12 protein-coding genes and 1 pseudogene are annotated in these 16,016 nt (G+C 28.7%); 9 read left to right on the forward strand and 4 right to left on the reverse strand.

From position 1 onward, the window contains the following. Nucleotides 1–73 precede the first annotated feature (73 nt). The 8 genes and pseudogenes from OXH55_RS18805 (at nucleotide 74) to OXH55_RS18835 (ending at nucleotide 11,403) form a co-directional block, all read left to right on the forward strand. Nucleotides 74–2,506, forward strand: coding sequence for a YwqG family protein (locus OXH55_RS18805; protein WP_268051680.1), 2,433 nt, complete (start codon nucleotides 74–76; stop codon nucleotides 2,504–2,506). Nucleotides 2,507–2,555: 49 nt separating this feature from the next. Next, nucleotides 2,556–5,618 carry a DUF4132 domain-containing protein gene (locus tag OXH55_RS18810; RefSeq protein WP_268051682.1) on the forward strand — a complete coding sequence of 1,021 codons (3,063 nt, stop codon included), beginning with the start codon at nucleotides 2,556–2,558 and terminating at the stop codon, nucleotides 5,616–5,618. Nucleotides 5,619–5,787: 169 nt separating this feature from the next. Next, complete coding sequence (locus tag OXH55_RS18815) at nucleotides 5,788–6,933, forward strand: tetratricopeptide repeat protein (protein WP_268051684.1); 1,146 nt, start codon at nucleotides 5,788–5,790, stop codon at nucleotides 6,931–6,933. 168 nt (nucleotides 6,934–7,101) lie between these two features. Next, a complete protein-coding gene (locus tag OXH55_RS18820; protein ID WP_268051686.1) occupies nucleotides 7,102–7,908 on the forward strand; it encodes an MBL fold metallo-hydrolase in 807 nt (268 codons plus the stop codon). A gap of 164 nt (nucleotides 7,909–8,072) precedes the next feature. Continuing rightward, a pseudogene (locus tag OXH55_RS20160) lies at nucleotides 8,073–8,379 on the forward strand (DUF4438 family protein); the annotation flags it as partial. A gap of 33 nt (nucleotides 8,380–8,412) precedes the next feature. Beyond that, on the forward strand, nucleotides 8,413–8,820 hold the full coding sequence (locus tag OXH55_RS20165) for a DUF4438 family protein (protein WP_336296797.1): 408 nt from the start codon (nucleotides 8,413–8,415) through the stop codon (nucleotides 8,818–8,820). Nucleotides 8,821–8,854: 34 nt separating this feature from the next. Then, nucleotides 8,855–9,328, forward strand: a complete 474-nt coding sequence (locus OXH55_RS18830; protein ID WP_268051688.1) for an ASCH domain-containing protein — start codon at nucleotides 8,855–8,857, stop codon at nucleotides 9,326–9,328. A gap of 335 nt (nucleotides 9,329–9,663) precedes the next feature. Next, nucleotides 9,664–11,403 (forward strand): phosphoenolpyruvate carboxykinase (ATP), encoded by a 1,740-nt coding sequence (locus OXH55_RS18835; RefSeq protein WP_268051690.1) that lies wholly within the window; start codon nucleotides 9,664–9,666, stop codon nucleotides 11,401–11,403. Nucleotides 11,404–11,459: 56 nt separating this feature from the next. On the opposite strand, the gene OXH55_RS18840 is transcribed toward OXH55_RS18835, so the two are convergent. Both OXH55_RS18840 and OXH55_RS18845 read right to left on the reverse strand, forming a co-directional pair. After that, nucleotides 11,460–12,686 (reverse strand): esterase/lipase family protein, encoded by a 1,227-nt coding sequence (locus tag OXH55_RS18840; RefSeq protein ID WP_268051692.1) that lies wholly within the window; start codon nucleotides 12,684–12,686, stop codon nucleotides 11,460–11,462. A gap of 312 nt (nucleotides 12,687–12,998) precedes the next feature. Continuing rightward, nucleotides 12,999–13,175, reverse strand: a complete 177-nt coding sequence (locus OXH55_RS18845) for a hypothetical protein (RefSeq protein ID WP_268051693.1) — start codon at nucleotides 13,173–13,175, stop codon at nucleotides 12,999–13,001. Between the two features lie 185 nt (nucleotides 13,176–13,360). Here OXH55_RS18845 and OXH55_RS18850 point away from each other — a divergent pair, with 185 nt between their 5' ends. Next, nucleotides 13,361–13,894 (forward strand): DUF2691 family protein, encoded by a 534-nt coding sequence (locus OXH55_RS18850; protein WP_268051695.1) that lies wholly within the window; start codon nucleotides 13,361–13,363, stop codon nucleotides 13,892–13,894. Nucleotides 13,895–14,118: 224 nt separating this feature from the next. Here the strand turns inward: OXH55_RS18850 and OXH55_RS18855 are convergent, their stop codons facing one another. Further along, entirely contained in the window at nucleotides 14,119–14,613 is a 495-nt protein-coding gene (locus OXH55_RS18855) for a GNAT family N-acetyltransferase (RefSeq protein ID WP_268051696.1), read from the reverse strand. Between the two features lie 120 nt (nucleotides 14,614–14,733). Further along, the gene (locus OXH55_RS18860; RefSeq protein WP_268051697.1) at nucleotides 14,734–16,008 is read right to left on the reverse strand and encodes an aspartate aminotransferase family protein; all 1,275 of its coding nucleotides are present in this window, start codon (nucleotides 16,006–16,008) and stop codon (nucleotides 14,734–14,736) included. Nucleotides 16,009–16,016: the final 8 nt, after the last annotated feature.

Genomic DNA, 16,016 nt, shown 5'->3' on the forward strand with positions numbered 1-16,016 from the left:
CTAATCCATGGTGGCTTTGAACTTTTGAATAAAGAAATAGAATAAATAAGAGAAAAAGGAGAAATTTTATAGCATGAACAATGTTAATATTCCTGAACGATTTATGAAGACTGTATTGAAAAATAGTGATTATGGGAATGAAAGCTATAGGGAACCCCTTAAAAATATATTGAGAACATTTGTGAAAGATAGAGTAGGTTGTACGGAGAAATTCAAAAATTACAAAAAGAAAAATAGTGGATTCACTTTGTGTGCAGCCTATATATTGTCTGAAGACAAGGAATTTGAAAAAGAATGCAAAGAAGGATTTGATTATTTTAGTGAGTATTTGTTGGATAGATTTGTTAATGAGGTTGCAATAGACTTAAAATATGAATCTGGTTTACAAAAAGAAGATATAAAAGTATTTAAATACTATATGAATGCTGTTTCTGACGAAGATCCATTTGATAAGTTGCAAAGAAAATTTAAGCTAGCATATGGAGGACGTATAAGCAGAAAACAGAAGGCTTATCTGTATTTTGATGACTCTAGTCATGTTCACAATATAGTTCAAACGGGATTTTTATGTGCTAAGTGTGAGAATGCTGCAATTGCTAAAATGGGTATGAGATTTATGCAGTTTTTTACCAAACTGGCACCTTTGAAAACATTAAGCATAATCTCTAAATTGTACAGAGTGAAAGATAGTTGTAAATTTCTAAAGAGAAGATTTGATGAATTTATAGATGATTTAAATAGTATAAAAGTGCAAAAGACTTATATAACAGGTTGGATGCTGCTTTATGGACAAAGTCATTACACATGCCATGATGAAGGGAAAGCTATATATGAAAATATTCTCGAAAAGGTTGGTGAAGGGAATATAGAAGATGATGCTGATAATTATGAAGCACTAGAATATATTGATATAAGAAAGCAGATGGCCATACATAGAATTTTGGTAGAAAGATATCATAAAGAACAGTCTGTAAAAGTCATGGATGAAATATTTATGGATGAATATGTGCGATTTATAAGAGTGAATATGATTAACTCTAAAGATAAAAAGACCGTAGAAAAAATGGTTGCATATATGAAAGGTGAATTTGATTTTGAAGAAATAGAAGAAGATGTAAATAAAAAATTCAAACCATCATTGGAAAACTGTGAAATTGGTTACATTTGTGGTGTTGGCTCTAAAGAGTATGCTTTAAGAGGGTTAAAAGTATTTACTGCACTTTGTGATATAAATAGAATGAAAGATTTTTATAGTGAATTCAAATACGATATAAAACCAGGTTTATTTCAACGTAGAAAACCTGATAGAGATATTTATGATTTTACTGAAAGGTTGGAAAGTGTTGGTGTATCACAATCAGTTATCTATGAATTTTTGTGTTCTTATACAAAAGAAGAATTGGACAAACCATCCAAACAGCCTAAAGATGAATTGGCCCAAAGATTATATCGCTATGCTAAAGAAGGAAAAGATGTGCTGGGAAATTTACTTTCAGCAGGTGATAGGGAGAAGATTTTTGCAATATATCAAACAGGGCTTTTAGAAAGTCAGCTTAACTCTTTGGTAAAAATGTTGGAGGATTCATCTGTTCATGTAGTTAAAACAGCACTAGATACAATCAAATGGAGAGATGATGAAGAGATTAGTCCATTTAAAGAAAAAATCCATAGAGCTGAAAAGAAGTTTGAGGAAATGATAAGGAATACACCTGTGGAAATACTTAAAAGAAGATTAAAAAAATATTCAAAGGAAGCATTACAGCTTCAATTATCTGAAGAAGCTGTACCTAGATGGTCTACAAAACTGGGAGGGAAACCCTATTTACCATTAGGAGAAGAATATCCTGAAGAAGGCATGATGCTATTGGCGCAAATTAATTTTGAAGAAATTCCTAAGTTACAAGGATATCCAGAGAAGGGATTATTACAGTTTTATATTAAAGAAGAAACTTGTCAACATACTACTCGATATTTCAGTGAAATAATAAGAGATGAAAGTATGCTTCAAGAGGATTTACCAGAAATATCAAATGACGATTGCCATGCTGTTCTGAAGTCTGAATATAAAGTAACTTACAAAAAAATTGATGACACCCCTTCAGATGAGGATTATTTGTTAGAGGAGGAAATTGAGGATATTTTGAATGAAATGTTTAAAGACTGCGACGGAAGGTATGAAATGACTTTTCAATATGAACAAGAAAGGTTAAGTAATAAAATCGGCGGATATCCTTATTTCCCTGATTGGGGAGATCCTAGAAAAATTGACGAGGATCTTTTATGTCCAGATGATACAGAACGCTTGGAAAGGGGCGAAACCATACTAAATGAGTACGGAGAGGTAAGCTTTGAAAATGAATGGGTATGTTTGCTTTCCCTTTACAATTCGGAACTTGAAGGAGTTGGAAATATTCAAGAGGATGGAAGTATCTACTTCTTCATCAGAAAAGTGGATCTTGAAAAAGGAGATTTTAGTGATATAAAGTATCATAGATTTTCTTACTAAAAAATCAAAATTCAAACAACAATTATATAAGCAAGGAGGAGTACATAAGATGATGGAGTATGGAATACTTTCAAGTTGTAAGAAAATTAGAAAAGAATATGAAAATAATCATAAAGGTGATTTGTTTTCTGAAGAAATAAAGGAGATTGAAGAGCATTTACCAAGGCGAGTGATAGAAGTTTTTGAAACATATAAAACTCCTAATGAGACGATAAATTTAGTAAAAAAATTTTTATGTAAAGAAGATATAAGATTAGAAGAGATTATTGAAAATATTAAGGAAAACTTAAAAGACGATAATATAAAAAAGAATATTCGAAAGTATAATATATGTAAAAGTAGTAAACTAACTGTATTAATTCAAGGAGCAGCAATGATTGTTGAATTAAGCAAAGTGAGCAGAATGGTAATTGATTTATTGACAAATATATCACCTGTTTTTACTATAGAGGAAATTTCAAAAATATATAATCGAAAAAAATATAATTTTAAAGATAAGGATGAATATATAAAATTTATTCGTGACTTAGAAGAAAAATATAAAATAAGTCAAGAAGATATTTGTATATGGAAGCTATACTATTCGTATCAACATAAAAGATATGGAGTATTACAAAAAGACATATTGAAGGAAACATTAGAAGAAAACAAAGAAAATATAGACTTGTTAAAGAATTGGTTAACCTATTTAGAAAAAGAAGAAAAAAATGATGCATGTTATTTATTATATAAGGTTACAGGGGACAAGTATTTTGTAGAAAGATCATGCAGTAGTTTCTTTGGTAAATTGAATAGTAAACTTAAATGCAGTAGTAGAGGAAGAGAGATCAAAAGAGATTTTAAAAAATATATAATGGGGGAAATTCCTTTTGAAGATGTAGAGGAATATATAGAAAATGAAGAAATAGAAAATGAAGAAATAGAAGTGGATTTCTATATAAATGATTATATTTGGAATTTACCACAAAGTTATAGTGGAAGAACATTAAAATTACTATTTGAAATAGATGAAAGTGTTTGTATATGGAATAGCATATATGACTATGTAGAAGAAATAGGAAGAGGAACTATAGAAGATTTTATTGATATTTTATTAGAGGCAAATGTAAAACATGAACATATAGTTTGTTATATGGCAGAAAAAGGAGTATATTCAAGGGCTAGTGAATGGTTTAAAAAAGCACTTATATATTTAATGAAAAAAGAAATAGATGTTTTAGGAAATATAAAAAATGCTTTTGCAGAGGCAAGAGCATTTGCAATAAAAAGTATATATAATGATAATTTAAATAAAGAGTCTATAAAAAATACCCTTGAGTATTTAAAGGATAATTCCAAGATAGTGAGAGAAACGGTCATAGAAGAACTTTCTGAGCTTTCTTATGAAAGATTACAAGAAGTTATGGATGAAATAAAAAAATATACAAAGCTTAAGAAGAAAACAACTAGAATGGCCATTGTTGAGATTCTCCTAAACTTCAAAGAAGAAGAGGAAGTAAAACAAATATTAAATGAAGTATTTGATAAAGAGACAGAGCCTAAAATAAAAGATCTTTTAATAGAAGGCTTAGAAATAGATATTAAAAAACTTTATATAGACGAAAATGGACATTTTGATATTTTATTATATGTAGATGAACTTTTAAAACAGGATAAATCAAAAAGAATCAAAATATCTATAGAACAGTTCACTAAAATAAGATGGAAAGATAAAGAAGAATATATAGACGAGCATGTGATTAAATATTTTGTGAAAAGTTATATGGAAAGTGATGAATTAAAAATAAATAAAGATGCTCTTTTAATTGGAGAGTATATGAATGAAAAGGATTTAAACGATTTTGCAAATGAAATTCTTAATGATTGGATTGAAGATGGATGTAAACCAAAAGAAAAATGGATGTGTCTATTATCTTCAATTCATGGGGATTATAATATGATTCATAGATTGAATAAATTAATAGCAGAATTATCATCTAATTCTAAGCAAAAAATGGCGTCTTATGTAGTTAAAGCATTAGCCCTCAATGGAAGTAGTGAAGCTTTAATATCAGTTGATGTTATAGGAAGAAAATTTAAATATAAGAGTGTAAAGACAAGTGCACAGGAAGCATTTGATCTAGTAGCAAAAGAATTAGGATGTTCTATAGGACAGCTTCAAGATAAGATTGTACCAACTTTAGGATTTACAGATAATCATTATAAAGAATATGCTTATGGAAGTAGAATATTCAAAGTATATATAAATAATCAGCTGCAGTTTGAAATAGAAAAAGAAGATGGAAAAATAATGAAGAGTTTACCAAAAGCCAATAAAAATGATGATGAGGTTATGGTACAAAAGGCGAAAGATGACTTTAAGATTTTAAAGAAAGAGTTAAAAACCGCAGTAAAAACTCAGATAGATAGAATGGAAGAAGCTTTAAGTGACTTTAGAATGTGGAGTATGGATGAGTGGAAAGAACTTTTCATGAAGAATCCTATAATGTATAGACTTGGGAAAAAACTTCTTTGGGGACAATACGAAGGAAATGTATTAGTAAAAACCTTTATATATGATGATGAAATATATGATGTGAATGATGAACCCGTAGAACTAGACAAAGATAAAAAAATATCCATCGTTCATCCATTAGAACTAAGTAAAGAAGAAAAAACTGCATGGAAAGAAATCTTTGAAGATAACAAAATAGAACAACTTTTCCCTCAAATAGATAGAAAGGTATTTGTTTGTGAAGATGAAACAATAAAATTCATAGAAGACTTTAAAAATAAAAAGATTAATGATATTACCTTTGTAAATAGAATCAGTAAAAGAGGATGGTATAAAGGCTCTGTAACAGATGGTGGAGGCTATTATGAGTTTTATAAAGAAAACACAGACTTAAAAATAGGAGCAGAAATAAGTCTAGATGAATACCTAGGTGTGTATGGTTTAGGATATGAAGAAGTAGCTGTTGCAAAGGTTGAATTCTATAAAGCTGGAACCATAGAAAGAGGATCTTATGTTTATGATGAAATAGATGAAAAAAGAAGAATCAAACCAATAGATGTACCCAAAAGATATTATAGCGAAATCCTTTATGATGTATTTAGAGTTATTTGCTTTTAGTTTTACCATTATCACTTTTTATTGAATTATATGTCACAATTTGTTACTATAAATCATATATACACTTTAATTAAAATTTAAGTATAGATATAATGTTTTAATTTTACGAGTATTAACTTATAGTATTACTAACTACGTGGTATATGCAGAATTTTAAGGAGGAAATTACTTGTTTGATTTTGATTTGGAAATAAAAAAGATACGACCAATCAATTTAAAGGATATGGAATTAAATCAATATAGAATTAATGATAATATTATAAAATCTATTATTCTATATAATAAATCTATTGCAGAGGTAAAAGCAAACAATTTAGATTTAGCTATAAAGGATTTAAAAAAGGCTTTATCATATAACCGAAGCTTTTCTGAAGCAGTAAGGCTTTTGGGATTATGTTATGTTAATAAGAAAGCATATAGAAGAGCAGAAAAAACTTTTAAAAAACTGGCGAAATATGAAATATACAGTGACTTAGCAAAGGAATATTTAAAAAATTTAATAATTGAAAGAACTATGTATAAAACTATGGATGCTATTAAAAGAGTTAAAGCTGGTTCAAATAATAAAAAGAATCAGTTTATTCTAACTCAATATTTAAGAGGTAAGATTATTATAGGATTATCAATTTTAATCATTGTTATGGTAGGTTTTATTGTAAGCTATGGGGGGCCATCAAATCTTCAAACTGTTTGGAAAAAAACTCAGGCTACCAATAAAGTAGTTGATTCTGAGAAAAAAACAGATAAAAATTCTGAGGAAAATAAGATTTTATCTGAAAAAAATACTATATCCCATGAGGATTATGAAAATATGCAAAAAAAATTAGAAGATACAAAATTAGAACTAGACAATTATAAGAATAAATATGATATTTTAACAATGCTAAATGAGGTTGAAAAATCTTTTAAGGATGGTAATTACGAAAAAGCTGCTGGTACTCTAATAAATATGAAGAACATGAATTTTGATGATGAAACAAAAATAAAATTTGATAAACTATGGGCAAATATAAAAACAAATGCCTTATGGACTATATATAATCAGGGAAATAGACTATATAAGCAAGCAAAGTATAAGGAAGCACTGCCAAAACTAAAAATAGCTTCTGAAATTGATTCAAACTTAGATATTATGCCATGGATTACTTATCAGATAGGAGTATGCTATAAAGAAACTAATGATAATACTAATGCTCTTGTATATTTCCAGAAAATAAAAGATAATTATCCAAAATCCAACTACGCTTCATCTGCTGAAAGAATGATAAATCAAATAGGAAATAAGAAAAATAATGTTATTGTCAATAAACAATAAAAAGAGATGCCTAAGCATCTCTTAATTTTTTATTTCTATGTGATGTTTCTGATGTATTGTAATTAAGTTACAACATAAGAAAGTGCATAGGAAATATGATAAAATGAGTTGTAACAAAATTGTAAGATAAAGTTAAAATTATTTATATTAAGGAAAGGAGGTAAAAAGGTGAAACTAAGAGTTTTAGTAGATAATAATACATACATTGACCAATATTATTGTGGTGAACCTGCTGTTTCATATTATATTGAAGATGAGGATATTAGCTTATTATTGGACGTAGGGTATTCCGATTTATTTTTGAGAAACTCAACAGCATTAGGTATAGATTTAGAAAATATAAGTACTATTGTTATTTCACATGGTCATGATGACCACACAAGAGGATTAAAATACTATTTTGAACAAAATCATAAAAATAATATTTCTATTATTGCTCATCCAGATGCATTTAAAGAAAAAGTAATAGACAATTTAAAAATTTGTTCTCCTATTTTGCAAGAAGAACTAAAAGAAAAGTGCAATCTAATTCTTTCGAAAGAGCCTATTAAAGTTAGCAAAAATATAACTTTTTTAGGGGAAATACCTCAAATAAATGACTTCGAAAATAGAAGACCTATTGGTAAACAAATTGTTGGTGAAACTTTAGTTGATGATTATGTAATGGATGATACAGCACTTGTATATAAAAATGAAAATGGAATTTATATTATTACAGGATGTTCTCATAGTGGGATATGCAATATAATAGAATATGCAAAAAAAGTATGTAAGGATAATAGAGTATTAGGAATTATAGGAGGATTTCATTTATTTGAAGTAACTGAACAAGTTAACAAAACTATCGATTATCTAAAACAGAATAACTTAAAGGAATTATATCCTTGCCATTGTACTTCATTTGCTGTTAGAGCAGAAATACATAAAGTTTTGCCATTGAAAGAAGTTGGAGTAGGATTAGAAATAAACTGGTAAAAGTATAGGAAATGAACATATGTTAGATTTATAGTAATACATAAGAAAAGGAGGTAATATATATGTTAAAAACAAATAAAGAAAAGGTTGTTAAATGGTCTGTTCAAGGTAAGGTACATCATCCATTAGGTGGAGGATATAGAATAACTCATGAAGGTACACCAATGATTCTTCCAGCTACAGGAGGTATTTCTTATAATGTAAAAATTGGAGATTCAGCTTTTGGATGGGCAGGAGATCATGTTGAACCAGGTGTATCTATTAGAAATTACAACAGAAAATGCAGCATTAATGACATTTGCATGTATAGGTAATGAGGCAAAGGTTGTTTCCGGAGATGCAAAAGGTGCAAAGGGATATGTAACTGGTATGCATGGCGGAATAGAACATGTTTTGATTTGTTTTGAAGAAAAAGATTTAGAAAATTTAGCTATAGATGATAAGATAATGATTAAAGCATATGGACAAGGTCTAAAATTAGAAGGCTATGACGATGTACATCTTATGAATATAGATCCAGATTTATTTGAAAAGCTAGGTATTACAGAAAAGGATGGTAGGCTACAGGTTCCAGTTGTTGCTAAGGTTCCACCATATCTTATGGGGTCAGGGATTGGCTCATCAAGTGCATATACAGGCGACTATGATATAATGACTGCTGATACTAAAGAAATAAAAAGACTAGGTCTAGATAAATTAAATTTTGGAGATTTAGTATTATTAGAGGATTGTGATAATACTTATGGAAGAGGATACTTAAAAGGAGCTGTAAGTATAGGCGTTGTTGTTCATAGTGATTGTGTAAAGGCTGGACATGGACCAGGAATTACAACAATTATTGTTAGTAAAGATCCTATTATTGAAGGGGTAATTGATGATAAAGCCAATATAGGTCAATATATGAAAAAATAATTACAATTTACCTATACAAAGGAGAGTTTAAAAGATGGAACAAGAACATAAATCAGTACAAAAAATGTGGAAAAATTATTTAACGTCTATAGGTGAGAATGATGGTAATACTAATAAAAATTATACTTCATGGTATTTTTGCGATAATGAAAAAAGTGCCAATGATTTAGCAAAATTAGTTAGAGAAGGAATCAAAAGAGGAACAACATCTCTTTATTATTGGTATGAATTAGAAAATGAAGAACTACCTACGGAAGATAATTATAGTATTATTACTGATTGGAATGGAATAGCCCAATGTATCATAAGAATTAAAAAAGTGGATGTACTTCCTTTTAAAGATGTAAATGAAGAATTTGCAGAAATAGAAGGTGAGGGGGATAAGTCTTTAAAATATTGGCAAAAAGCACATATAGATTTTTTTACAACAGAATTAAAAGAGCAAGAAATGGAATTTTCGCAAGAAATGTTAGTAGTATGTGAGGAATTTGAAGTGGTATATAAGTAATAATATATTCAAGGCACAATATTCTTAAATGATGATATAAAAAACTGAAAATTATTCAAGCTATTAAGACATAATAGAAAAATATTCTGCAACAAATGAATGTAAACTTTTGAATGTATAGTTTTATTAGTCTATTTTTGAGAAAAATCTTCAAAACGTACTATAAATAATAAATTATCGAAAAAATTCGTGTATTCTAGTAAAAACGAAGCTAAAAACAAGAAGCTTTAAAAAATATTCGTTTATTTTGATGCAAAATATGATATAGTGATTATATAAACAAAATACTTAGTGCCGGAAGATTAATTACTACTATAAGTTTGGAGGGATTATTTATGAAAAAAGAATTTTCGCTTAGTACCGGAAAAGCTATGATAAATTTTACAGCTAAATATTGTGATAGTTCAGAGGCGGTGTTTAATAGTTACGGGTTTAAAAGAATTTTGGAAAGTTATTTAAGAACGATAGAAAAAAGAGAAGGCAATATATATAAATATATAAAAAATTCTTTAGAGGGAAATAAAGAAAGTATTTTTGGTGATACAGTTAATGTTTTGAAGTTACTTCTAGTTTTAAAATCAGAAGAAATAATAAAATTAGAATCTAAATATAAAAAGCTTTTAGAAGACAAAGATAAATTTATATTATTTATAGAAGATTTATATAATTTTTGGAGAAAGTTAGAAAGATATACTATAGTTCAAAATAAAAAAATAAGAGAAGGATATCAAAATGTAAGTTTTATAGATGCAAATAACAGATTTTCTAATCTTATATTAAAAACTTATAGAAAAATAGAAGAAAATGTATTAGGAGTAGCACCAAAAGTTTATAGACAACTTCCAGTAGGAGGAAATGCCGGACTTATTTTAACTGACTCAACATGGAAAATGCCTAAAGAATACGAATTATTAAAGAAAGTTCCATTTATAGAATCCATATTATTAGATCCACCTTTTATTACTTATCCTAAAAAGAATACAAGAGATGGTATGTTTACTGAATGTTTTGAAAATCCTTTAAATGGAGGGTGTTCTATAGATGTAGATCACTGGTTTTGTTATCCAGCAAAAGTTGGTTCACTTTTAGCATATATATATTTCCATAGAGATTTTATGGCACATGGAGTTACACTATGTAACTTATTTGAACTAGCAAGTGAAGAAGAATATAAAGGTAAAAAACCAGATATGATTTATGTATTTGGAGCTAGAGATAATAGTAGTGAAATGAAAACAGTATTTTATGATGATAAAGAAAATGATATTATGCTTGGATATATAAATTATAATGAAGCTATAGATTATTTTGGATATATGAAAAAAATGACTTTAACTTTACACAATTTAATAATGATTAAAAAAGGTTATCTTCCAATACATGGTGCTATGGTTCATGTAATAACCAAAAATGATAAAACTGCAAATGTAATAATAATGGGAGACAGTGGAGCAGGAAAATCAGAAAGTTTAGAAGCTTTTAGAAAACTTGCTGATGATTATATAAGTGATATGACTATAATTTTTGATGATATGGGTGTAGTAAAATTAGATGGTGACAATAAGCCTAAAGGATACGGTACAGAAATAGGTGCTTTTGTTAGACTAGATGATTTAGACACAGGATATGCATTTAAGCAGATAGATAGAAGTATATTTATGAATCCAGATAAAGTTAATGCAAGACTTGTAATTCCAGTAGCAAGTTATAAAGAAATAATTGCAGGTTATCCAATAGACTTATTTTTATATGCAAATAATTATGAAGAAGAAGGCCCAGAATTAGAATTCTTTGAGAATGTAGAAGATTCACTTAATGTATTTAAAAGTGGAGCTAGAATGGCGAAAGGAACAACTACTGAAAAAGGTTTAGTAAAAACATATTTTGCAAATCCCTTTGGTCCTATGCAAAAGAAAGAAGACACAGATGTACTTTTAAAAGAATATTTTAATAAGTTTTTTAACTCAAAAGTAAGAGTTGGACAATTAAAAACTAGATTGGGAGTACCTGGTATGGAAAAGAAAGGTCCAGAAAAAGCTGCAAAAATGTTGCTTGAACAAATTAAAAACTTATAATAATAGCTATTTAGCAACCTAAAAAAGAGCCCTCAGGCTCTTTTTTATCCTATTATTTATCTAGTAAGTTGAGTTTTTATCCATGATTTTGCAGCAGTATCATATGCAAGCTGAACATGATTTAAACTTATTACTTTCTTTTCAAGTAAAGTAGCCCCTGTAGCAGTCATAGGTTCTGTCATTGTAGCACTTTCAACAAAAACGATTCCATCACTAGGACCATCATTTTCCATTGTAACTCCATTAATTACATTTACATTACCAGCGAGTGTAGCAATTTCAACTGATGATGCAACTGGAGAATTTTTTAGAGTGTCGATTAAGTTTTCTCCTTCTTGTATTGCATGATCAATTCCATATGAATAGCTACAGAATCCTTGCCCACCATAGTATGTTGTATACCAATCTTGTTCCAAAGCATCTAAAGGATATTTATCAACCCATTTTGCAAGCATTTGAACTTGACCTGTATATGCACCGCCGCCTTCATCTTCATTATAAAGACTATGGTATTTTGTATTACACCACAGACCGTAAATTAACATACTTGTGTAAGGCACAGGTCCATGTTCTCCAGTAGCCATAATTCCCCATGCGGCCCATGTGTTTCGGAAGCTGTAATCTATACCACCATTTGGTGCTCCAAGTTGAATGTACCTTCTTACATCATCTCTAAAATCTATTCCCCAATCTCGTTTTACATTTGATACATACATACGAGAACTGATATTTCCTTTACTATGAGCAATTAAATCTACTTTTTCTGATCCTGTAACTTCTTTTATTCTAGAAATAGCAGCTGCAAGAATTTCTCTCTGGAAAAAATTATCTCCATGTGGATGTGCAAAAGTTATAGAAAAGACTTTAAATCCATTACTTTTTAAATATTGCATTATACCTTCTATAGACCCATCACCAATTGGATCTGCTGCATAATCTCCATTCTTACCTGCTCCATGGACAAATAAAATTGGAATTGGATTACTACCTGTATCCCAACCTTCTGCATAATGAAGTAAGAACAATTGAGAATTAGGACATTCCGTATTTCCAAATTCAGTTATTATATTAGACTTTTTATGTTCATTATCTGAAATAAATTTTTCTTGAACTATATTAGGTTCATTAAGTCTTATTCTTTCAACTTTAGCCCAGAACTTTGTTGTATTAATGTCAGTAAATGTTTGTTCTACAGTAATAGTAGGTATAGCTTTAACGATGTTTGGAAATAACATCACAATCATAATAGGAACAAACAACATAACTAGTTTCTTAATCTTCAAAAAAATCCTCTCCTTAATATTATAGTATTATTTAAATATTTAGCTTAATGCTATATATTACATGGTAGCAATTTATATTCCATTATTTATTTAAATACTACCTACGCTATATGATACATACTGAGAGGATAATACATTGTGAATATATAAAATACTTACAATTAACAAGTGAAAACTATTTATTCTCATATGATCTTAACATTATAAGTGTTTCAATTTTATACATTTGTAATATTTTTATACATTTATGTCTTAGTTATCTCTTATACTGATTTTAGTTTAAACAATAAATCACACTAAATTAAGGAGCCACTAGGCTCCTAATTTTTTTATCATATTTTTGGTGATTTTAATCTTATTTTGTATAGTTTCAATATATAATTGATCATCTACTTTATTTAATCTATTCCTATAATAGTTTAAGTAACTATATAAAGCTAAAATCATTATATTTTTTTCCTCTTCATTACATGGCACTATTCCTTTCATAATCTCACCTCATTAAAATTATATATATCAATACCATAAATTATTCAAGTTGATTATTATAAGTAAAGTAAGGTACAATATGGTATATTATATTTCACATTTATGATATATATAATAGGAGAGTCAAATATGGACTTTGTTGGAGAAAATTATGAATACATGCCACATGAAGGTGAGGTGAGAGTTTGAAAAGTGCAATATTAGATAAAGGTGAAAAATACTATACTTATCTTCCTAAGGTTTTCAAAGCAATAGGAGATGAACAGATAAAATATAATTGGCTAATTACAGATTGTGTTTGTTATCCTCAAAACAGCAAGTTGGATAAATTATTTTCACAAGAATATGTTTGGATTTCGGGTAAACAGCTTACAGAGGTTATTCATAAAGAGGATATTCAATTCATTTGGGGGGTATTTTCAGGGTTTTCTAAAAAGAATACTCTTGAAGAAGTTCTAAAATATGATTTGCCATTTGTGGATGGATACGAGGGATTTTGGGTAGATAATGTAAGTATTCAGCATCCACTTGCTAGTATTGAAATTGTTGCTTGGGATAGTTCTCTTACATTATTTATTAGTAAAGACGATGATTTAGTTCATAAATTTAGATGTGGTTTTCCTTTGTCTAAAGATTTGTCAGCGCAAAACACAAGAGATAACTCTGAAATTGAGCATATAGAGGAATTACTAATAAGGGAATTGGTTAAAAGAAATTAAGTTATATTCAAAGAGAAAAATTTCAGTTAAGTATGAAGAAATTTTGTATTATATAAACAAAATATTGAACTAAATAAGCATAATTTAGAGATGACAATATAATGTAATGTATTGTTTTAGGGAATATTATAAATTTATAGGTACAGGTTAGATAATCAGTAACCCCCACGACATTAATGTTGTGGGGGTTACCTTTTGAATAAATAAAAGAATGAAGAGTTATGCTATTTTAATTTAAGATACATATCATACCATTTAGCTCCGCCGTGTTGAGATTCAGATACACCTTCATTGACATAACCGAATTGTTTATAATAGTCTATTAAATGCTCTTTGCATGTAAGCAATACATTTTTTCTACCAGCCTTTTTTGCTGCTTCAATGAAATGATTCATTAATTCTTTAGCGTACCCTCTTCTTTGATATTTAGGATGTACATCAAGGCCAAAGATTACTATATTATCTCCATTAGGTATATGAAGATTCATAGTTTCAAAAAATTCATCTTCTATATGGTCTTCATTTGTTACTCCTCCATTAATAAATCCTATAATTTCATTATTTAATTCAGCTACAAAAAAGCCTTCAGGGAAAACTGAAAATCTCTCCTTAAATACGTTCCTTGAAGCTGCTTCAGCAGCTGGAAAACAAGTAGCCTCTATTCGAGTAGCACAATCTAAATCCTCTAGTGAAACATTTCTTATTTTTAATTTATACAATTAAATCTCCAACTTTTTAGATATTACATTAAATTTAAAACTAATGACAATAATATTACTATAACATATATTGGAATGAAAAATAAGGTATAAAACATGTAATATTACATACTACATTAATTAAAGAAGACTTAATACTTTATCTAATTTTTCTAATAAAAAGTCTACATCGTATTCAGTGATAACAAGAGGAGGTTGAAAAGCTAATACATTTCTTTCTAAGCCATTTTTACCTAAAAGTACACCTTTATCTTTTAATTGTTCTAATATGAAGTCTACTTCTTCACTAGCAGGGTCACCATTTTCTTTTAATAGCTCAGCTCCTAACATAAGGCCTATACCTCTAACATTTTTTACGATAGGGTATTTGTTTTTTAGGTTTAATAATCCTTCTTTTAATTTTGCACCTAATTTTTCAGCTCTTTCCTTTAAATTATTTTTTTCTATATAATCAAGCACAGCTATTGCTGTAGCAGATGAAACTGGATTTCCTCCTAAAGTAGATGCAGATGGTTTTGTAAATGATGCTGCTATTTTGTCATTTGTACAAAATGCTGCAATAGGCATTCCATTTCCTAAGGCTTTTGCAACTGTTATAATGTCAGGGACAACATCATAATTTTCTATTGCAAACATTTTACCTGTTCTTGCAAAACCAGTCTGAATTTCATCGATAATTAAAAGTATATTATGTTTTTGTAATAATTCTTTTAGTTTTTTAAAATACCATTTTGGTGGAGTTATGATACCTCCGTTTCCTTGGATAGGTTCAGCTATAAATGCTGCAAAATTTTCAGCACCTTTTGTTTTAATAAGTTGTTCTACTGCATTTAGAGATTCTTCAGCTGCTTCATGAAGTGCTTTATTTTTAGCATGTGTATTAGGAACAAAAGTAACTGAAGTATCTAAATTTGGATCGGCCCTCCACATTGGAATTGCAGTTGTACTCATTGTTAGATAAGTACGACCATGAAGTCCATTTTCTAGTGCTATAAAATTCTTTTTACCTGTATATAGTCTTGCAAGTAAAAGAGCACCTTCATTTGCTTCTGAACCTGTACAGCAGAAGAATGAATGTTTTAAGTCGCCTGGTAATATATTAGCTAATTTTTCTGCTAAGTTAACTATAGGTTCAGTTAAATAAATAGTTGTAGTGTGTTGGAGAGTTTTCATTTGCTTAATTGCTGCATTTAGTATTTCAGGATTGCAGTGTCCGCAGTTCATTACTGAAACTCCTGCAAAACAATCTAAGTATTTTTTACCTTCAGAATCGAAAAGGTATTGCATTTCTCCTCTTACTATTTGAGGAGGATTTTTATAAAAATGATGTGTGCAGGGATATAAAAAATCGTTTTTCTTTTTAATTATTTCTTGAGGTCCTATATAATTATTCATTTTAATAC

Source organism: Clostridium ganghwense (genome assembly GCF_026735165.1).
GTDB classification, from domain to species: Bacteria; Bacillota; Clostridia; order Clostridiales; family Clostridiaceae; genus Clostridium_H; species Clostridium_H ganghwense.